Source organism: Azospirillum sp. UENF 312511, from assembly GCF_058780635.1.
In genome coordinates this window covers 963887-984975 of the sequence record NZ_JBSNCG010000005.1, presented here as the reverse complement: position 1 = coordinate 984975, position 21089 = coordinate 963887, and the positions used below count along the sequence as shown (strand labels likewise).

Below are 21089 nucleotides of genomic sequence, written 5' to 3'. Positions count from 1 at the left end.
CGAATCCGCAGGCCGGGGGCGAGCCGGTCCCTGATGGTGAAAAGGGGTGTGCTTCTCAGGCTTTCGGGTCAGGCTTTCGGGCCGGTTCCGCCCAGTTCGGCGGCACGCTGGGCCGCCGCGCGCAGGGTCGCGTTCAACAGACTCTGGAGGTGGTCATCGGCCATCAGCTTGGAAAGGCCAGCCGCCGTGGTCCCGCCGGGCGAGGTCACGCCGGCGCGAAGCTCGGCCGCCGGCTGGCCGGTGGCGCCCATCAGCGCCCCCGCCCCCTCGACCGTGGCGCGGGCCAGCCGCTCCGACACGTCGGCGGGCAACCCGACCTCCACCCCGGCGCGGGTCAAACACTCCACGAGGTAGAAAACATAGGCGGGGCCGGAGCCGGACAGCGCCGTGGCGGCGTCCACCAGCGCCTCGTCGGCCAGCCACTCCAGGCTCCCGACCGCGGTCAGCAGGGACGCGGCGCGCTCCTTGCGATCCGCAGGGCACCCCGCCTCGGCGACCGCGACGGTGGCGCCGCGCCCGACCGCCGCCGGAAGGTTGGGCATCGCCCGCACCACGCTGCCCGCCGCCGGGAACAGGCGGCGCAGGTCGGCCAGCGTCTTGCCCGCCATGATCGACAGCACCAGCGTGTGCGGCGCCAGCATCGCCTGCACGCCCGCGGCGGCACTCTCCACCATCTGCGGCTTGACCGCGACCACGAGGGTATCAACTGGGGCGGCATCGACCGCGACGCTATCCGCCGGACTCACGCGGACGCCGGTCCGTGCGGCCAGTTCGACCAGATCCGGTGCGGGGCTGGGATCGGCGACCGAGATGGCGGAGGCCGGCACGCCCTGCGCCAGCCAGCCGCGCAGCATGGAGCCGCCCATGCGTCCGGCACCCAGCAGAAGGATCGTGCCGCCGCCCGGCGCCGATCCGGCGCCATCCGCAGCATTGGGGCCAATGTCGAAGGTCACGGTGTCTCTCACCCGATCCAATTCGTCTTTTCAAAGCCGCAGCGTCCGCTTTGTTTTGCTTGTTCCACTGCGGCATCCGCAGACTATCGCGGAGTTCGCCGTGCCTCCACGGTTGTTTTTGCCTTTTGTCCGCGATATCAACGGATATAGATGGCATGGAGCGTTAAAATGACGGAGCTTGACCGGACCGACCGGCGCATCCTGGCGATTTTGCAGATGGACGGGCGGATTTCCGCCGTGGATCTGGCGGAGCGGGTCGGCTTGTCGCCCACGACCGCTGGCGAGAGGATGCGGCGGTTGCTGAAGGACGGCTATGTGACGGGATTCACGGCGCGGCTCGATCCGCACCGGCTGGGCTTCGGCCTGATGGTGTTCGTCGAGGTGCTGCTCGACAAGACGACGCCCGACGTGTTCGACCGCTTCGCCCAGGCCATCCGACACGCGCCGGAGGTCCTGGAGTGCCACATGGTGGCCGGCGGATTCGACTATCTGGTGAAGACGCGGGTGGCCGACATGGCGGCCTACCGGCGGTTCCTCGGGGATGTGCTGCTGTCGTTGCCCGGCGTCCGGGAAACCCGAACCTACGCGGTGATGGAGGAGGTCAAGAACGACGGCCCCCTCCCCCTCTGACTCACTTCATGTAAGGGGTCCGGTCAGGACACCCGAACGGGAGCCACCGGGCGGCGGGCCGGAAGAATGACCCGCACCGTGGCGTGCAGCGTGGCCATGCCCAGCACCGACAGCGCGGTCAGGAAGCCGGTCAGCAGAAGCGCCAGCACCAGAAAGACCATCGTCTCCATGTCATCTCTCCTTGCAATGCATGGAGGGAAGGCTACGCCCGGACCGGCTCCGGCGGATTGACCCGAGTCAATGGATGGTCTGATTCCGGAGAGATCCCCTTTATTGTCCGCATCGCTGCCATCGTTGGCTGCGCACCGCTCTTCCCGGCATCGCCGCTGCGATGGGTATCGACAAGGCATTTCCCACCGGTTGTGACACCAAATCGCCCCGCCACCGGGGCGGATCGGCCTCACTGTGACCAGGATGTCACGTATTTGAGATTTATTATCCTAAAATCGTCCCATTTAAGGCCACAGCGAAGTGGGTAGTCTTAAGGGGTAAGCCAAAAGGCGAAAGCGCCAACCGAAAGGATGGGGACGCACCGACCGCGTGCCGGCCCCGCTGGCCACCAATCGCGGTGGCGCCCCCACAAGGAAGAGAGTGCAGACCATGGACGATCTGGGTATCGACCTTCACCACCAGGATCTGACCGACCACACCAACTACGCTGGCGATCTCGGCGCCGACACGTCGCATCTGACCATCAGCGAGACCTCCGTGTCCACCGCCGATGGCTTCGCGACGCCGGCCAGCCTCCTCCAGGCGCAGGCCCTGCAGACCGCGCAGCCGCTGGCCCTGGCCGACGCCGCCGCGACCGCCGACAACGCCACGAAGATCGTCATCAACGCCGCCGGCCATGTGGCGGGCGGTGTCGCCCCGCACTTCAAGGTGATGGTGGACGGCAAGGTCATCGGCGAAGGCTCCGCCGGCACCGATGCCAAGGACTTCACCTTCAACGCCAACGTCACGGCGGATCAGGCCCACAAGATCCAGATCCAGTACGACAACGACGGCATGGCGAACGGTCAGGACCGCAACCTGATCGTCAACAAGATCACCATCAACGGCCACGCGCTCGACGCGTCCGACCCGTCGGTGACCTACGACAAGGGCGCGCTGGACGGCAAGGATGTGGTGAAGGGCCAGTCCGGCATGTGGTGGAACGGCACGCTGGTCGTCGCCGCGCCCAAGGACTTCTTCCCCGCGGCGACCGCCGAGGCAGTGACCGGCGCCACGAAGATCGTCGTCAACGCCGCCGGCAACGTGGCGGGCGGCGTCTCCCCGCACTTCAAAGTGATGGTGGACGGCAAGGTCATCGGCGAGGGCTCCGCCGGCACCACCGCCAAGGACTACAGCTTCACCGCCGACATCGCGCCCGGTCAGGCCCACAAGGTCCAGATCCAGTACGACAACGACGGCTTCGTGAACGGCCAGGACCGCAACCTGATCGTCAACAAGATCACCATCAACGGCAACGCGGTCAACCCGACCGATGCCTCGGTGACCTATGACAAGGGCGCGCTGGACGGCAAGGACGTGGTGAAGGGCCAGTCCGGCATGTGGTGGAACGGCACGCTGGTCGTCGCCGCGCCCAAGGACTTCTTCCCCTCCTCGACCACGACGCCCACCACACCGACGACGCCCACCACCCCCACGACTCCGACCACGCCGACCACGCCGACGGCCCCGCCCGCGCCGTCGAACCCGGGCGGCGGCACGTCGGATTATCCGGCGACCCCGGCCTCGCAGGTCTTCTACATCGACGCGACGCACGGCAACGACAGCAACTCCGGCCATGACCCGAACCAGGCCTGGAAGTCGCTGGCCAAGGTGAACGCCACCAACTTCGCCGCGGGCTCGCTGGTCCTGTTCGAGCGCGGCGAGACCTGGACTGACAGCCTGCTGGTCTCGACCTCCGGCACCTCCGACAAGCCGATCATCTACGGCGCCTACGGCACCGGCGCCGACCCGATCATCAAGGCCAAGAGCGGCGCCAGCTTCGCCGTCAGCCTGAACAACAAGGACAACATCACGTTCGACAACCTGACGATGACGGGTTCGAACGACACCGGCCTGCTGCTCAACGGCGGCGCCAACAACGTGAAGGTCACCAACTCCCAGATCATCGACAACCGCGGTTCGGGCGTGGTGATCAGCGGGACCTCCAACAACCTGCGCATCGATCATTCGACGATCGACGGCAACGGTGGCTACGGCCTCGTCCACTACTCCGCCGACAACGCCAACCAGTACTTCACCAACAACATCATCAGCGACAACGGCTGGCGGACCGATGCGGTGTATTCGGGCTGGAACGGCCGCATCCTGAGCGGCGAGATCGCCGGCAACACGATCTTCAACAACGGCAGCGGCGGCGGCGACGGCCGGTCGCACGGCCTGTACCACGACCACAGCCAGGCCAACAGCACGCTGAAGATCCACGACAACGTGATCTACTCGAACCCGCGCGGCGCCGGCATCCTCGCCAAGTCGAGCACCGAGATCTACAACAACACGATCTACGGCAACTCGAACGTCGGCATCTCCCTCGGCCAGAACCAGACCACCAACGTCACCTACAAGATCTACGGCAACGAGATCTTCAACAACAACGGCGGCATTCTGGAGCACCTGAAGGGCAGCGGGTCGATCACGCTGAGCCTGTACGACAACACCTTCTACAACAACAACGGCCGTGCAGCGATCAACATCGCCGACAGCATCAAGCAGACGGTGACCAACAACACCATCTCTTCGGTGTCCAAGGCCAACCCGATCATCTGACGATCGGGGGTTCCAACCCTTCGGCAACGTCCGCGCCCGGCCCCTTGTGGCCGGGCGCTGGCGTTTGAGGGCGGCGTTTCGGGCTTCCGCTCACGCCACAAAACGGCAATAATCGGAAGCACAGCCCGCCCGGCGACGTCGCCTCGGCCACCATTTCTTGTGCATTGCACAATAAGATGCGCCTTGCCCGAGTGATGAAGAGCGGTCTCCACCCCTCTTCGCCGGTTTTTCATGACGATCAGCCGTTATTTCTGCTCAGTGCGCGCGGCATCCCCCGCTTTCTCCCAAATCCACCAAAGTGGCAGACGGCTTTCCCTTTGGGACGCTGCGAAGGGGATATTTATCTTGCACTTTATGTAGGTTTACCCGCCTTCCGCCCTTTGATAGCGTCCACAGACCTATTCCGTGCCTATGCGTGCATCGGCACCGGCCGATACGACGGCCAGGGGTGTCCTAGTCCGGGATGCGGACCGGAGGAAGACCCCGACAGAACCGACCAGGAAAGGGACGAGACAGGGCAAAAAAGGCACTGACAACGACGACAAGGACGGGACGGCTGGCGCCGCACAAGCGCCCAACCGACGGCCACGGGGAAGGAACGCCGAAACCGCTTCCGCGCGCGTGCCGCGGGAGCGGGGCTCAGGGCGGCACGCACACGCCTCCATTCCCAGGGCCGCGGTGTCCGTGGTCATGGCCATCGCGCGTCGCTCTTCGCGGGCGGCGCGCGATGGCCGGACCACCGGTCGCCGTCCGCGTCGCCACGACAAGAGGGGTGGAGACCAGGTATGAATCACGTGAGCGGACCGAGGGACGGTCGGGACACTCAATCGATCAGCGTGCTTATGGCCACCTACGCCGGCGAGAAGGCGGACAACCTTCAGGCCGCGCTGGAGAGCGTCTATACGCAGACGCTTCTCCCGCGCGAATGCGTGCTGGTGGTGGACGGACGGATCGGGGAGGAACAGGAGAAGGTCATCGCCCGCTATCAGGCGTCCAACGCCTGCCGGCTCGTGGTGGTGCGACGGCGCAACCAGGGGGGCTTGGCCCGTGCGCTGAACGATGGGCTGCAATATTGCACGGGCTATCTGGTGGCCCGCATGGACAGCGACGACATCTGCCTGCCCCACCGCTTCGAGACGCAGGCGCGCGCCTTCGCCGAGCAGGGGTCGCTGGACGCGTCCTTCTCCTGGCATGCGGAGTTCGAACAGGACCCCGGCGCCATCACCTGCGTGAAGCGCAGCCCGGAGACCCATGAGGAAATCAGCCAGGGCATGAAGTGGCACTGCGTCCTGTCGCACCCCACCATGATGGTGCGGCGGCGGGCGCTGAACGCCATCGGCGGCTACCGCTCCTGCTTCGGCAATCTGGAGGACTACGACCTCTATGTCCGCCTGCTTCAGGCCGGGGCGCGGATGGAGACGGTGCAGGAGGCGCTGCTCCTCTTCCGCACCAGCATGGCCCAGCGCGTCCGGCGCGGCGGGTTGCGCTACGCCGTCAACGAATGGGCCTTCCGGGTGTGGTGCTGGCGGTCGGGATTCCTGACCAACTCGGAATTCCTGGCCACGGCCTCGCTTCAGATCGGCTTCCGGCTGACGCCGCCAGGTCTGAAGAGGATGCTGTACCGCTTGGTCCGCACGCCGACCGAGGCGCAGGCCATGGCCCGAATCCACAGCGCCATGATGCAGCCCAAGCGCCTCGCCCCCGACGGCGCGGACGCCCTCTGACCCTCTGCCCTCTGACCCTTCCGCGGGAGGACATGAATGAGCGTTGCCGACGTGATTTCCGGTGGCGGGTTGGGCCGGCGGCTCCGGTGGACGGACGCGCTGCGCAACCCGCTGGGGACCGCCTGCCATCACGCCTACGGCAGCCCGGTGCTGGCCGTCGTCTACCACGCCGTCTGCGACACGGTGCCGGACCATCTGAAGCACATCTACCGGCCCCGCACGCCCAAGGAGTTCACGGAGGATCTCGACTTCCTCCTGAAGCACTTCGAGCCGACGGACCTGCCCACGGTCACCGGGGCGGCCCTGGGCGGGCCGGAGATCCGCCGCCCGTCGCTGCTGGTCACCTTCGACGACGGCATGCGCGAGGTCGCGGAGGTGGCAATGCCCATCCTGCGCCGCAAGGGCATCCGTCCGGCGCTGTACCTCAACCTGAACTTCCTCGACAACAAGACGCTCTTCTACCGGCACAAGGCGAGCCTTCTGGCGGAGCGGCTGAGCCGGCTGGCGGAGGCCGATCCCCGCCGCGCCGTCTGCGCCGCCACCCTGGCGCGGACGGGCGCCGTCGCCGCCAACCCCGCCGCGGGCGTCATGAAGGTGAGCTGGCACCAGCGCGCCGTGCTGGACGAGATCGCCACCGTGCTGGAGTTCGACACGGCCGGCTTCCTGGCGGACCAGAAGCCCTATCTGACCCGCGACGAGATCGCGGACCTGATGGCGGAGGGGGTGTCGATCGGCGCCCACGGTTTCGACCATCCCAACCACCGCCTGCTGACGCCGGAGCAGCGGAAGGAGGAGGTGACGGGCAGCGTCGCCGGCATCCGGGAGCTGTTCGGCCCGGGCTGCGGCTCCTTCGCCTTCCCCTATTCGGACGAGGGCCTGCCCGAGGCGCTGTTCGGGGAACTGTACGGCGATGGGGTCGACGTCACTTTCGGCACCTCCTGGCCGCGCCGCGGCGGTCCGCAACGGCGGATTCAGCGGATCTGCTTCGAGAACGGTCCGGCGCCCGCGAAGCAGCAGCTGGTCAAGCGCCTGCTGCGCGGCGGTGCCGGCAACATGAAGCGCGCCTTGGCCGGATGAACGGTCTGGCCGGATAAGCGGTCCGACCTATGGAAGGCTCCCTCCTCCGCCATGGGGAGGGAGTTCTTGCCGTTGGCATCGGCATTACGGGAGAACGCCACTCAGCAATTCCAAAGAGAATGCCTATTCCTCCCTTTGGAATGCCCCCTTATCGTAGCCTGATCGCTTAAGCGTGATCCCTTTTCATTTCCCTTTATTTGTCCGCGATGTAACACAAAATACCGCAACAGGGACACGTTGCGGTTTTAATCGCCGGCCCTTCCGCTTATCAGGCCCCCCGCGAGGAGATCGCTATGATCGAGCAAGCCACGCCGGCCAGCACGAACCTGCTTGTTGGGGTTGCGGACGTCCTTCCGACGGACGCCGCTCCGAAGGCGACGGACCGCGCCGCTCCACCCATGCTCGATCTCCAGCGGGCGGGATGGGCCTTGCTGTGCACCGGCTGCGCGCTGGCGGCCTGGGGCCTCGCCTACGCGCTGATCCGCGTCGCCGTGTAAGGCCGCGCGAGACGGACCCATGGATTCCCTGCCCCCGCCTCCCCCCGCCATCGAGCGTCCCGCCCAGCCGTCGCTGTTCGTCAGCGCGCGCCGGAACGCTGAGGATGCACCGGTCTTTTACGTCGATGCCACGGACGGCGACGACCGCCGGTCGGGCCGCGGCCCGAAGGAGGCGTGGAAGACGCTGGAGAAGGTGAACGCCACCGCCTTTCCGCCGGGAAGCCGCGTGCTGTTCGAGCGCGGGGAGAGCTGGCGCGGCAGCCTTCTGGCCTCCTCCTCCGGCACGACCGACCGGCCGATCACCTATGGCGCCTATGGCAAGGGCGACGCTCCGGTGATCGACGCGCGGGGTTCCTCGGTCGCGGTCAATCTGAACGGGCGGACGAACGTCGCCTTCGACGGGCTGACGATCACCGGCGCGGCCGACACCGGCCTGCTGCTCGGCCCGCGGGCGCGCAACGTGTCGGTGACGAACGTGACGGTCGCGGGCAACGGCGGCTCCGGAATCGTCGTTGCCGGCACGTCGGATGGACTGCGGATCGACGGGTCGGCCATCACCGGCAACGGCGCCTATGGGATCGTTCATTACGCCGCGGACAACACCGACCAGGTCATCACGCGCAACACCATCGCCGACAACGGCTGGCGCAAGGACGGCGGCGTCTATTCCGGCTGGAACGGGCGCATCCTGACCGGCGAGATCGCCCACAACCGGGTCTTCAACAACGGCGTCAACGGCGACGAAGGCCGCTCCCACGGCCTCTACCACGACCAGGGGCAGGCCGGCAGCGCGCTGAAGATCCACGACAACCTGATCCACGACAACCCGCGCGGCGCCGGCATCCTGGCGAAGTCCAGCACCGAGATTTACCGCAACGTCATCTTCCGCAACGCCGACGCGGGCCTCTCGCTCGGCCAGAACCGCGGGATCGACGTCACCTACCGGGTCTACGAGAACGAGTTCTACGACAACAACGGCGGCGTCCTGCAGCACCAGAAGGGCAACGGCTCGATCACGCTGGAACTGCGCGACAACCTCTTCCACCGCAACGGCAAGCGGGCCGCCATCATCATCGCCGACAGCATCGGCAAGACCGTCACCGGCAACCGGGTCAGCAACGACGCAAGAACAGAGGCCAAAACCGAAACCCGGACCGGGACCACCGCCAACCAACCATTGGCCAACCAACCATCGGCCAAACAACCATCGGCCAAACAACCATCGGGAGGACCTGTGCAGGAAGCATCCGGAATGCGGCCGGAATCCGTGCGCTGACCTTGGCCCCGACGTCCGCGGGCGAGCCGCGGGCCGGGCAAGGGACGGCGCGTTCGAACAAGGGGGGGCATGTGAGCACCAGCAGCAGCACCGTCGGTCAGTCGATCACCGACCGGCTGAAGAAAACCGTTTTCCGTTTCGACGCTTCCGACACGGGGGAACTGCGCGGCTTCCAGCGCAAGATGTTCGGGGAACGGGTCTGGCAGGTGGACGAAGCCTACAACCGCTGGCTCTTCGACGAGGTGCCCGACCGGGACGCGGACGGGCCGCAAGTCTGGGTGTGCAAGCGGCAGGGACAAATCGTCGGCCAGCAATGCGGGATTCCCTTCCGCCTGAAAGCGCGGGACCGGGAAATCCCGGCCTCCTGGGCCAACAGCCTGATGGTCCTGCCGGAATGGCGGATGCGCGGCGCCTTCACGCCCCTGGCGGAAGCGCAGCTCGACAGCCGTCCTCTGGCGATGGCCATCCACATTTCCGATTCCGCCTACAAGGCCTACAGCAAGGCCGGCTGGATCGACATCGGCGCCCTGCCCGCCTACGTCTTCCCGCTGGACACGCGGCGATGCCTGGAGGCGTCCTCGCTTCAGGGCCGCATGCGGACCATCGGGGCGATCGCCGGGCCGGCCCTGCACGGCGCACGGATCGGCGGCCACCTGCTGAGCCGGGCGACCGGCGCGCGGTTCGAGGAGATCGGGCGGTTCGACGGGCGGGCCGACGCCATCTGGCGGCGCGCCTCCCCGCATTACCCGCTGATCGCGTTGCGCGACCTGACGCATCTGCGCTGGCGCTACGACGCGATTCCCTGCGCCTCGGACTACCGCCGCTTCATCCTGACGCGCGGGGACGAGCCGCTGGGCTACGTGGTCCTGCGCCGTGAGACCTGGCGCAAGGAGCCCTGCCTCGCCGTCGTGGATTACCTGTGCGAGCCGAAGTGGCTGTGGGTCTTGCTGAGCCACACGCTGCGCATCGCCGCGACGGAGCGCGCGACCGCGCTGATCTGCCGGACGCTGAACACGCGGGCGGAGCGGACCTTCCTCGCCATGGGCATGATGAAGGTGCCGGACCGCGTGGGCTTCCCGGTGCGGGTGATGGCGCATCCCGGCCCCGACGCGGGGATCGATCGGGACGAGTTCGCCGAGCGCGGCAACTGGCTGCTGACCATGGGCGACGGCGACGCCAGCTTCCTGATGCACAACACGTTGCCGGAGGCCGCCGGGCTGCAACCGGAAGGAGTCGCCGTCCAGGGATGACCGGGGTGCGAAGGAGCCGTCCGGCCGCCGACGCGCCGGTCCGGCTCCTTTCGTCTATTCTGCCCGTGGTTACTCAAAAGGGGCTAATGAAGCACCTTTCGGGATGGTCATCCCGAAAGTCTCACAAGAAAGGTCACCCGGTAAACTGACGGTAGTTCGGCCTTTTACGACGTTTACGGCTGCCCCTTTTTCTATCACGATTGCTGGGTGCTTAGACAAAGCAGCCTAATGTATTCGGTGAGAGGAAACGCCGATCGATCAGTCTTATGAACAGCAAAAGCCAAGGCCCGATTTCAGATCCGGACCTTGGCTTCGGTTTTGTGTCGGTAAAATTGATCTCAGAATTACAGCGCGAATAACGGTGAAACCTCTACGAACAAGAGAGTCGGAAAAGGAGACGTCTTATGTCGAGCAATGAGTTTGCCGACCTGTTGGTGAGCGGGGGTTCGGTCGGCACGTCCGGCATTCCGGAAGCTCTGGCGACGCTGGAGTCGAAGATCGCGGCGGGCACCGCCAGCGTCGGCGTCATCGGCCTGGGTTACGTCGGCCTGCCTCTGGCGCGGCTGTTCGCGCGGGCCGGCTTCTCGGTGACGGGCTTCGACATCGATCCGGAAAAGGTCGCCAGCCTCAACGGCGGCACCTCCTACATCGGCACCGTGTCGACCGACGAGGTCCGCGGGATGCTGGAGGAGGGCCGCTTCACGGCCACGGCGAACTTCCAGTCGCTGGCCGACATGGACGCCATCGTCATCTGCGTGCCGACGCCGCTCACTCGCAACCGCGAGCCGGACATGAGCTGCATCGAGGTCACCACCCGGCAGATCGCCCAGGTGCTGCGCCCCGGCCAGCTGATCGTCCTCGAATCGACCACCTACCCCGGCACGACTCGCGAGGTCGTGCGCCCGATCCTGGAGAAGACCGGCCTCAACAGCGGCACGGACTTCCTCCTGGCCTTCTCGCCGGAGCGCGAGGACCCGGGCAACGAGACCTTCACCACCGCCCGCATCCCGAAGATCGTCGGCGGCGAGGACCCCAACGCGCTGCGCATCGCCTGCTCGATGTACGGCCGCGCGCTGGAGCGCGTGATCCCGGTCTCGTCGCTTGAGGCGGCCGAGGCGGTGAAGCTGACCGAGAACATCTTCCGCTGCGTCAACATCGCGCTCGTCAACGAGCTGAAGGTCGTCTACGACGCGATGGGCATCGACGTCTGGGAAGTGATCGAAGGCGCCAAGACCAAGCCCTTCGGCTACATGCCCTTCTACCCCGGCCCCGGCCTGGGCGGTCACTGCATCCCGATCGACCCCTTCTACCTGACCTGGAAGGCCCGCGAGTTCGACGTTGCTACCCGCTTCATCGAACTGGCCGGCGAGATCAACACCCGCATGCCGCATTACGTGGTGGAGCGGCTGTCCCAGGCCATGGACTCCAAGCTGGGCCGCGCGCTGCGCGGGTCGCGCATCCTCGTTCTGGGCGTCGCCTACAAGAAGAACATCGAGGACATGCGTGAAAGCCCGGCGCTGAAGATCATCGATCTTCTCCAGGACCGCGGCTGCGAGGTCTTCTACTACGACCCGCACGTGCCGGAGCTTCCGGAGACGCGCCGGCTCGCCCGCATGGCCGGCACGCCGTCGGTCGCGCTGGAGGAAATCCAGGAAGGCGCCTTCGACGCCGCGATTCTGTGCACCGACCACGACTCCTTCGATCTGAAGGCCTTCCTGGACGGGCTGCCGCTGATCGTCGACACCCGCAACGCCTTCGGCAAGGCGGGCATCGTCGACGAGAAGATCGTGAAGGGCTGACCGCCGGCCTGGACCCTAAACGACCGATCCTCAGGAGAATGGGATGGCCGCGTACACTCATGTAGACGGAGCCCTGGGGTCCGAAGCCAGCACCCGGGAGGTCGCGCTCCGCGACCTCCTCCAGGTGCTGCGCCGGCGCCGGAGCACGATCATCGCCAGCGTCCTGTGCTGCACCGCGCTGGCCACCACCGGTGCCCTGCTCTATGAGCCGCGGTTCACCAGCCAGGCCGTGCTCATCATCGACCCGCGCACGACGGAGGTCACGGACATCAACGCCGTGATCTCCAACCTCCCGCGCGAGGCGGCGGCGATCCGGACCGAAATCGACATGATCACCTCCAGCGCCACCGCCGCCAAGGTGGTGGATCGGCTGGGACTGGTCCATGACCCGGAGTTCAACGGCGCCATCGAACGGCCTTCGGCCATCGACCGGGCCATCGCCGGGATCAACGACACCGTCGGCTACGACCTGTCGCCGCTGCAACAGCAGATCACCGGTTATCTGAACTCCGTCGGCATCGGCGTGAAGGAGCCGACCACTGCGGAGAAGGAGCGCGCCGCGGTCATCGCGGACGTTCGCCGCGGCCTGTCGGCGACCAGCGACGCGCAGTCCTACACCATCGTCGTCTCCTTCAAGGCGAAGGAGGCGGACAAGGCGGCGCGCATCGCCAACGCCTTCGTCGACGAGTATCTGCTCGACCAGCTCCAGACCAAGCAGGAGGTCACCCAGCAGGCCAACAAGTGGCTGGAGGACCGCATCAACGAGCTGCGCGCCCAGGTCGAGGTGTCGGACAAGGCGGTGCAGGATTACCGCGCGCAGCAGGGCCTCGTGCTCGGCAGCGCCGGCGGCGAAACCTTCCTGTCGCAGCAGTTGGCCGAGCTGAACCGCGCCCTGGTCGTCGCCCAGACGGAGCGTGGCCGGGCGGAGGCACGGGCACAGAACGCCCGGATCGTCGCGCGCAGCCCGACCGAGGGCAACGCGGCGGAGATTCTTGGCTCGCCGCTGATCCAGCGGCTGGGCGAGGAGGAATCGGGCATCGCGCGGCGGCTGGCCGAATACCGCACCCGCTACGGCGACCAGCATCCGGCGGTGCAGGCCTACGTCAACCAGTTGACGAACCTGCGCCAGAAGATGCGCGAGGAAGCCACCAAGATCATGGCGGTCATCAACAACGAGGTCGAGATCGCCCGCGCCCGCGAGCGCGAGCTTGAGGCCGCGTTGAAGAAGCTGACCGCCGAGACCGCGGGCGAGCTGGGCGCCAACGTCCGTCTGGCCCAGTTGCAGCGCGAGGCCGACGCCAACCGCCGCGTCTATGAAGGGCTGCTCCAGCGTCTCGTCGAAACGCGCGAGCAGGACGATCTTCAGCAGCGCGACGCCCGCGTCGTGTCCAAGGCGGAGCCGCCGCTGGAGCCGTCGACGCCGGGCAAGAAGCTGTTCGTCGGCGGCGGTCTGGCCGTGGGCCTGCTGATCGGCATGTTCCTGGCCTTCCTGCGCGACCATCTGAACAAGACCTTCCGCAACACCCAGCATGTGGAAGAGACGATCGGCGTGCCGGCCATCGGGCTGGTGCCGTCCCTGCCGCATCACAAGAACGCCAAGCCGGAAGACTATGTCCTCGACCGTCCGCGGTCGGAGTACAGCGAGGCGGTGCGCGCCATCGGCGTGTCGCTCTACGCCCGCGGCGCCCTGAACACCGGCTCCGTGGTGATGGTGACCTCCGCCGTTCCCGGCGAGGGCAAGACCACCGTCTGCCTCACCCTGGCGCGCATGCTGGCGGCGTCCGGCCGGCGGGTCCTGCTGCTGGAATGCGATCTGCGCTGCCCACGCATCGGGAACGTGCTGGGCGACAACGCCCCGGGCGACCTGAGCGACCTGATCGTCGGCAAGGCGGAATGGCAGGACGTGGTCCAGGTGGATGGCCGCAGCGGACTGCACTACGTCGTCGGCCGCCCGCATTGCGACCACCCGCAGGAGCTTCTGGGCTCGGAGAAGCTGGCGAGCATCATCAAGTTCGCTTCGCTCGAATACGACTGCGTCATCCTCGACACCCCGCCGATGGCGGTCGTGGCGGACGCGGGCGTGCTGACCCGGTCGGCGACGGAATGCCTGTTCGTGGTGCGCTGGGAGCAGACGCCGCGCGCCGTCGTCCAGCGGGCCATCGACCGGCTGACCGAGCTGGGCCGCGACGTGACCAGCGTCGTGCTGAGCCGGGTGGACCTGAAGAAGCTGGCCCGGACCGACGCGTCGGAAGAGGCCTACGGCATGAACGAGGCGCGCCGCTACTACACGCGCTGATGGGCAAATCCCCTCTCCCCTCTGGGGAGAGGGTTAGGGTGAGGGGGATGTGCGTGTCGGACCGTCCGGCAAAAGCGCAACCCCCTCACCCTCCCCACCGCTGATGCGGTGGGTCCCCTCCCTCTCCCCGGAGGGGAGAGGGGTTAAAGGGTTCATCGGGGGAACAGGATGAGTGCAACGCCATTTCCGCGAAACCGAGCCGCTCTGGCGGCGGCGCCCGCTGTGGACGCGCCGCCCGCCCGGCCACGGACGACGCTCCTGCGCAGCGCCGCCGATCTCACGCCCAGCCTGTTCGATCAGGTGGTGTGCGCGATCGGCCTGATCCTGCTGTGGGACGCGCTGCTGTCGGTGATGATGTCCGCGCCCTCGCAGCGCTTCATCCTGCGCGCGGGCGGCGCGCCGGAATCCTCCGGCGACACCATCAAGCAGCTCATCTTCGCCGGCCTCTACGCCACGGCCCTGCTGCGGATCGTCATGCTCCACGGCGTGCGGGCCTTCCGCTATCTCAGCATTCCCATGGCGCTCATGGTGGTGCTGGCCATCGCGTCCAGCCAATGGTCGCATGATCCGTCGCTGACCATCCGCCGCAGCGTGGCCCTGGTCGGCACGACCATCTTCGGCCTCTATGTCGGTCTGTCCTACGGCGAGGTCGCGCTCGCCCGGCTGATCCACCGCGCGGTCTTCGTGCTGGCGGTGCTGAGCGCGCTTCTGGCGGTCGGCCTGCCGAGCTACGGCCTGATGCCGGCGGAGCAGGGATCGCAGTGGCGCGGCGTCTTCTCCCACAAAAACGGCCTGGGCGACGCCATGGCCTTCGGCCTGACCGCCGGGCTGTTCGTCCTGCGCTCCCGTCCGGTGACCGACACCATGGCGCTGGTCTGGCGGCTGGGCACCTTCGCCATCATGGCCGGCTGTCTCGCCATGTCGGGCTCCGCCACGGCGCTGATCGTCGCCACGGCCGGCATGACCCTGGTCATGCTGGTCACCCACCGGCAGGACGCCGGGTCGCTGGCGCTGGAGCTGTACGGCGGCACCATGGTCATCATGCTGGCCGCCATCTTCGCGCTGCTGAACCTGGAAAGCATTACCGCGCTGCTCGGCCGCGACATCACGCTGACCGGGCGCACGCTGATCTGGGACTTCGCGATCCGGATGATCGAGCAGCAGCCGGTGCTGGGCTACGGCTTCAGCGCCTTCTGGTCGGGTCTGGACGCGCCGGGGGCGCTGTTCTGGCGCACCTCGGGCCGCTTCGACATCCACGCCCACAACGGCTTCATCCAGACGACGCTGGACGTCGGCCTGCTCGGCCTCGGCCTCTTCCTGGTGGCCTATGTGATCTACCTGTCGCGCATCGCCCGGATCGTCCCGGTCGACCGCAGCGGGGCGGCGCGCTGGCACATCGTCTTCGCCATGATGCTCCTGCTGGGCAACGTCGCGGAAAGCAGCCTGCTGATCCAGAACGGCCTGCTGTGGTTCCTCTTCACCGCCTTCCAGACGCGGCTGGCCAAGACGGTCCACGTCCACGCCCTGACCCCGCGTCCGGCGGGACGGCGGCCCAAGCTGCGGAACGGCATCCCGGTTGCGGAGTCGCGGTCATGATGTCGAGCGGCTTCGCCTTCTTCGCGACCCGGATTGCCGTCGGCATCCTGGGCTTCGCGGCGGTCGCGGTCTTCTCGCGCATCGTCACGCCGGAGGCCTACGGCCATTACGCCCTGGTGATGGCGGCGGCAGCGGCGATCAACGCCTGCGGCTTCTCCTGGATGGGTCTGTTCGTCCTGCGCAAGTGCGGCGGCGACGCGGCGGAGCGGGACGCCTGGCTCTCCACCGTGGTCACCGCCTTCCTGGTGGTGGCCTGCGGGGTGCTCGCCATCCTGGGCGCGGTGGTCGCCTTCTACCCCGGCATGAACGGCATCGACTATGTGCTGTATCTGCCGGTCATCGCGATCCTGATCTCCTGGTTCGACCTGTCGATCCAGATGTCGCGGGCGCGGCTGAAGGGCTCGGTCTTCGCGGCCAAGTCCTTCGCCAAGGCGCTGTTCGGGCTGGCGCTCGGCTCCGCCTTCGTGCTGATCGGCTGGAAGGAGGAGGGGCTGCTGCTCGGCACCAGCATCGGCTTCCTGCTGGTCACCGCGATCTGGCTGCGCTCCGACCTCAAGGGCATCTCGCTGCGCTGGCCGGCGCGGGAGCGGGTCGGCCTCCTGCTGACCTTCGGCGGCCCGCTGATGCTGAGCCTGATGGTCGGCTGGGCGCTCGACTTCGCCGACCGTTTCCTGATCTACTGGTTCATCGGCGAGGCCGCGGCCGGCGCCTACGCCATGGCCTTCGACCTCGCCAAGCAGCCGATCATGCTGGTGGCATCGGCGGCCTCGCTGGTCACGCTGCCGATGGCGTCGCGCGCCTTCGACAGCGCCGGCCCGCGCGCCGCGCGCCCGATCATGGCGCAGAACCTGACGATCCTGCTGCTGGTCTGCCTGCCGCTGGTGCTGATGGAGGTGATCTCCGCCCAGGGCATCGTCGGGCTGCTGCTCGGCGAGGCGTACCGCGAGACCGGTGCGGCGATCATGCCGCTCGTCGCCCTGTCGGTCTTCATCAGCATCCTGCGCATCTATCACTTCGACCTGTCGCTGCACCTGACCAAGAAGACCGGCTACATCCTGAAGCTGACCATGCTGACGGCGGTGCTGAACGTCGGCGCCAACCTGTTCCTGATCCCCCGCTTCGGGGTGATCGGGGCGGCCTACGGCTCGCTGGCGGCGCAGCTCGGCTGGGTGGTGGCCGCGGTCATCCTGATGCCGCGCGCCGGCGTCCTGGCGGTGCCGGTGAAGGATCTTCTGAAGGTGACCACCGCCGCCCTGCTCTTCGCCGCCGGGCTGAAAGTCGCGGCGATGGAAAGCGACCTGCTGCTCGTCCAGCTCGCCCCGGCGGGCAGCCTCTATCTGCTGGCCCTGGCCGTGCTCAACCCCGCCAACCTGATGGGTCAGGTGCGGATCGCGCTGGCCCGGCTGAAACGCACCCGATCCCCGGCATGAACCCCATGAACAGGCGTGAGGAAGGAACAGGCATCATGTCGAAAAAGCTGGTGGTTTGCGTGTGCACCTACCGCAGGCCGAAGGATCTTCACCGCACGCTGCTGTCGCTGGAGGGGCTGACCTTCAACCCCGACGCCCCGCTGGACGTCGAAGTGCTGGTTGTGGACAACGACCCGGCGCGCTCCGCCGAACCGCTGTGCCGCGAGATGGCGCAGGACTGGCGCTTCCCCATCCGCTACGCGGCGGAGCCGGTGCCGGGCATTCCCGCCGCCCGCAACCGCTGCCTGGACGAGACCACGGACGCCGACCTGATCGCCTTCATCGACGACGACGAGGTGGCAAGCCCCGGCTGGCTGGACTGGCTGGTGACGGCCATGGAGCGCACCGGCGCCGCCGTGGTCGCCGGCCCCGTCCTGCCGATCTACGAGAAGCGCCCGCCCGACTGGCTGACCAAGGGCCGCTTCCACGATCTGCAGCGCATGCCCACGGGCAGCGAGCCGGCCTATTGCGCCACCGGCAACGTGCTGTTCCGCCGTTCCATCCTGAAGGGCGGCGTGCGCTTCGACCCGGAGCTGAGCCTGTCCGGCGGCAGCGATGTGCTGTTCTTCGAACAGATCCGCCGCCAGGGCCACCGCATCGTCTGGTGCGACGAGGCGACCATCGAGGAGCATGTGCCGGCCAGCCGCATGACCGCGCGCTGGATCCTGCGCCGCGCCTTCCGCCTGGGCACCTGCGTGTCGCTGACCGAGGCCAAGCTGAACGGCCAGCGCCGCACGCTGGTGAAGCGCTCCACACTGGGGCTCGCGCACATCGCGCTGAACCTTGCCGCCCTGCCGCTGGTGCCGATGGTGATGGCCTTCGACACGAGCTGGCCGATCCGCCGTCTCCAGAAGATCTGCGTCGGCAGCGGCTATCTCTACGGCCTGATGGGCTTCCAATATCTGGAGTACAAGCGATGAAGGACGTTGCGGCGAACAGCGGGGCGATGAAGGGCGGCGCGGCGGAAGCCCCGCCCGTCACCGTCAGCGCGGTCATCCCGACGCGCAACCGCCCGCATCTCGTGCTGAACGCCGTGGAGAGCGTGCGCGCCCAGACGCTCAAGGACGTCGAGATCATCGTCGTCGTCGACGGTCCGGACCCCGCCACCGTCGCGGCGCTGGAGGCGGTGGAGGACCGCCGCCTGCGCATCGTGCAGAACCCGGCGTCGCTCGGTCCCGCGGGGGCGCGGAACACCGGGGTGCAGGCGGCGCTGGGCGAGTGGATCGCTTTCCTGGACGACGACGATTCCTGGGCGCCGGAGAAGCTGGAACGGCAGCTCGCCGCCGCCAAGGCGTCGGGCGCCAAGTTGCCGGTGGTCTCCTGCAGCACCAGCGTCAGCATCGGCGAGCGCCGCTACGTCTGGCCGCAGCGCCGGCCGGAGCCGGGCGAGCCGATCAGCGACTATCTGATCGACCGCCGCAGCCCGCTGTCCCGCCCCGGTTATCTCGCCACCCCGACGATCATGGTGCCGCGCTCGCTGGCGCTCGCCGTGCCGATGCCGGACTATCGCCATTTCGAGGATTGGGGCTGGCTGTTCCGCGCGCTGGATCAACCCGGCGCGGAGCTGGTCTTCGTGGATGAGCCGCTGTGCTTCGTGGAGATCGACGAGGGCCGCGCCTCGCTGCATTCGGTCGACGACTGGCGGCAAGCCTTCGAGTGGGCGCGCACGCACCGTCCGCTGATGACCGGCAACGCCTACGCCGCCTTCCTGATGACCAAGGTCGTCGGCATGGCCCGCCGCGAGGGCGACTGGAACGCCGTCCGCCGCCTGCTGGCCGAGGCGACGCGGGCGGGCGATCCGAAGATGCGGCATTATCTGATGTTCTTCGGGACCTGCGTGGTGCCGCCGTCCTTCCACCGCCGGGTGCGCGCGGCGACCCATTCGGACGCCGCGACGGCGTGAGGCGCGGGGCGAGGTATTGCCCCCTCCCCTGCCCTCCCCCGCTGCGCGGTGGAGGGAGAATAGTCCCCTCCCCTGCGTTAGCGGGGGAGGGTTAGGGAGGGGGCAACAACACTCCCCTCCCTCTTCACATCACCATGGCCAGCAGCAGCGGCAGCGTCAGGAACGACAGCGCCGTGGACCCCAGCACCATCCCGGCGACCTCCTGCGGCGCGTTGTTGTAGCGCAGCGCCCAGAGGTAGTTGAACACCGCCACCGGCATGGTGCTTTCCAGCAGCACGACGCCGCGCATCGTGCCCTCCAGGCCCAGCACCTCCACCACCGCCAGACCGGCGGCGAAGCCGAGCAGCAGGCGCAGCGCCGACATGGCCAGCGACCGCAGCATACCCTGCATCCGCAGCCCCGCCAGGGCCACCCCCAGCGAGAACAGCATCAGCGGCACCGCGCAGTTGCCGAGCAGCGTCGTCGTGTTGGTCACCCATTGCGGCGGCTGGACGCCGGTCAGCAGGACAAAGACGGCCAGCGCGACCGCGTAGATCACCGGAGTGCGCAGCACCTGCTTGGCGTCCGTGCGCCCCGCCGCCAGGGCCGGGCCGATGGTGAACTGGAGGACGGCGAGCGTCGCGAAGAACAGCACCGCCAGCCCCATCCCGGTCTCCCCGAAGGCGAACAGGCAGACGGGAATGCCCATGTTGCCGCCGTTGGGAAAGCTGAGCGCCGGCAGATAGACGCGCAGCGGCAGGCGGCTGGCGAGCAGGATCGGCGTCGCCATCAGCCCGGCCAGCGCCATGCTGCCGACCGAGGCCGCCGCCATGGTCAGCAGGTCGTCCCCGCCCAGCGTCAGGCGGGCCAGCGAGGAGAAGACCAGACAGGGGGTTGAGACGTTGATCGCGAAGGTGGTGATGAAGGCGCTGTCGTAGGGCAGCTTGGCGCGGCTCCAGCCGAAGCCGAGGGCGGCGATCAGGAACACCGGCACGACGACGGCGGCGATGCTGGACAGGGGGGCGAGCAGATCCATGGTCAGCGCGCAGCCTGCTTGCTGGCGGCGTGGAACCAGCCCAACCCGTCCTCGGTCCGGGCGCGGGGGCGGTACTCGCAGCCGACGAAGCCGCGGTAGCCGGTGTCGGCCAGAACCTCGAACAGATAGGGATAGTTGACCTCGCCACGGTCGGGCTCCTGGCGGTCGGGAACGCCGGCAATCTGCACATGGGCGGTGAGGTCGGCGTTGGCCCGGATGCGGGTGGCGAGATCACCCTCGCTGATCTGGCAATGGTAGAGATCGAGTTGGAGTTTCAGGTTCGGCGCCCCCACCGTCTCGATCACCCGCCGGGCCAGCGCGGTGCCGTTCATCAGATAGCCGGGCATGTCGCGGTTGTTGATCGGCTCCACCAGCAGCGTCAACCCGGCCTCCGCGCAGGCCGCCGCGGCATGGCGGAGGTTGTCCGTGTAGAGCGCCAGAGCTGCATCGTGCCCCTCCGGCGGGATGCCGGCCATGCAGTGCAGCAGCCGGTTGCCCAGCACCTTAGCGTAGGCGATGGCGGTCGCCACGCCCTCGCGGAACTCCGCCTCGCGGCCGGGCAGGCTGGCGATGCCGCGCTCCCCCGCCGCCCAGTCGCCGGGGGGCAGGTTGAACAGCGCCTGGGTCAGCCCATGGGCGTCCAGCGCCGCCTTGATCCGCTCCGCCGGCACGTCGTAGGGGAACAGGAACTCCACCGCATCGAAGCCGGCCGCCGCCGCGGCGCCGAACCGCTCCAGGAAGGGCCGCTCGGTGAACATCATGGACAGGTTGGCGGCGAACCTCATGGCGTCCATCCCCTGGTTCTTATCGGCATGGTCCCCTCCCGCGT

General features: G+C 67.7%; 17 protein-coding genes. 13 read left to right on the top strand and 4 right to left on the bottom strand.

Features of this window, described 5'->3' with window-relative positions:
- Positions 1-68: 68 nt before the first annotated feature.
- Complete coding sequence (gene proC, locus ACWPN7_RS32840) at positions 69-953, bottom strand: pyrroline-5-carboxylate reductase (protein WP_459197472.1); 885 nt, start codon at positions 951-953, stop codon at positions 69-71.
- A gap of 168 nt (positions 954-1121) precedes the next feature.
- Here proC and ACWPN7_RS32835 point away from each other — a divergent pair, with 168 nt between their 5' ends.
- Entirely contained in the window at positions 1122-1583 is a 462-nt protein-coding gene (locus tag ACWPN7_RS32835; RefSeq protein ID WP_014242014.1) for an Lrp/AsnC ligand binding domain-containing protein, read from the top strand.
- Between the two features lie 23 nt (positions 1584-1606).
- Here the strand turns inward: ACWPN7_RS32835 and ACWPN7_RS32830 are convergent, their stop codons facing one another.
- Positions 1607-1753, bottom strand: a complete 147-nt coding sequence (locus tag ACWPN7_RS32830) for a hypothetical protein (RefSeq protein ID WP_014242013.1) — start codon at positions 1751-1753, stop codon at positions 1607-1609.
- A gap of 430 nt (positions 1754-2183) precedes the next feature.
- Between ACWPN7_RS32830 and ACWPN7_RS32825 the strand changes: the two genes are divergently transcribed.
- The 12 genes from ACWPN7_RS32825 to ACWPN7_RS32770 all read left to right on the top strand — a co-directional run bounded on the left by ACWPN7_RS32825 (position 2184) and on the right by ACWPN7_RS32770 (position 19245).
- On the top strand, positions 2184-4358 hold the full coding sequence (locus ACWPN7_RS32825) for a carbohydrate-binding domain-containing protein (protein WP_492273728.1): 2175 nt from the start codon (positions 2184-2186) through the stop codon (positions 4356-4358).
- Positions 4359-5200: 842 nt separating this feature from the next.
- A complete protein-coding gene (locus ACWPN7_RS32820; protein WP_081863365.1) occupies positions 5201-6082 on the top strand; it encodes a glycosyltransferase in 882 nt (293 codons plus the stop codon).
- 36 nt (positions 6083-6118) lie between these two features.
- Complete coding sequence (locus tag ACWPN7_RS32815) at positions 6119-7159, top strand: polysaccharide deacetylase family protein (protein WP_459197474.1); 1041 nt, start codon at positions 6119-6121, stop codon at positions 7157-7159.
- A 293-nt stretch (positions 7160-7452) separates the two neighbouring features.
- On the top strand, positions 7453-7656 hold the full coding sequence (locus tag ACWPN7_RS32810) for a hypothetical protein (protein WP_040137074.1): 204 nt from the start codon (positions 7453-7455) through the stop codon (positions 7654-7656).
- Between the two features lie 19 nt (positions 7657-7675).
- A complete protein-coding gene (locus ACWPN7_RS32805) occupies positions 7676-8932 on the top strand; it encodes a right-handed parallel beta-helix repeat-containing protein (protein ID WP_459197475.1) in 1257 nt (418 codons plus the stop codon).
- Positions 8933-9003: 71 nt separating this feature from the next.
- On the top strand, positions 9004-10182 hold the full coding sequence (locus ACWPN7_RS32800; protein ID WP_407823737.1) for a GNAT family N-acetyltransferase: 1179 nt from the start codon (positions 9004-9006) through the stop codon (positions 10180-10182).
- A 404-nt stretch (positions 10183-10586) separates the two neighbouring features.
- A complete protein-coding gene (locus tag ACWPN7_RS32795) occupies positions 10587-11981 on the top strand; it encodes a nucleotide sugar dehydrogenase (protein WP_051658570.1) in 1395 nt (464 codons plus the stop codon).
- 43 nt (positions 11982-12024) lie between these two features.
- Entirely contained in the window at positions 12025-14277 is a 2253-nt protein-coding gene (locus tag ACWPN7_RS32790) for a GumC family protein (protein WP_149648914.1), read from the top strand.
- 222 nt (positions 14278-14499) lie between these two features.
- The gene (locus tag ACWPN7_RS32785; RefSeq protein ID WP_459197476.1) at positions 14500-15873 is read left to right on the top strand and encodes an O-antigen ligase family protein; all 1374 of its coding nucleotides are present in this window, start codon (positions 14500-14502) and stop codon (positions 15871-15873) included.
- Entirely contained in the window at positions 15870-17303 is a 1434-nt protein-coding gene (locus ACWPN7_RS32780) for a lipopolysaccharide biosynthesis protein (protein ID WP_200479973.1), read from the top strand. The genes ACWPN7_RS32785 and ACWPN7_RS32780 overlap by 4 nt, the downstream gene beginning before the upstream one ends.
- 35 nt (positions 17304-17338) lie before the next feature.
- Entirely contained in the window at positions 17339-18262 is a 924-nt protein-coding gene (locus ACWPN7_RS32775) for a glycosyltransferase family 2 protein (RefSeq protein ID WP_051140669.1), read from the top strand.
- On the top strand, positions 18259-19245 hold the full coding sequence (locus ACWPN7_RS32770) for a glycosyltransferase family 2 protein (protein ID WP_459197477.1): 987 nt from the start codon (positions 18259-18261) through the stop codon (positions 19243-19245). The genes ACWPN7_RS32775 and ACWPN7_RS32770 overlap by 4 nt, the downstream gene beginning before the upstream one ends.
- Positions 19246-19369: 124 nt before the next feature.
- On the opposite strand, the gene ACWPN7_RS32765 is transcribed toward ACWPN7_RS32770, so the two are convergent.
- A complete protein-coding gene (locus ACWPN7_RS32765) occupies positions 19370-20260 on the bottom strand; it encodes an AEC family transporter (protein WP_456526371.1) in 891 nt (296 codons plus the stop codon).
- Between the two features lie 2 nt (positions 20261-20262).
- Entirely contained in the window at positions 20263-21045 is a 783-nt protein-coding gene (gene otnI, locus ACWPN7_RS32760) for a 2-oxo-tetronate isomerase (RefSeq protein WP_459197478.1), read from the bottom strand.
- Positions 21046-21089: the final 44 nt, after the last annotated feature.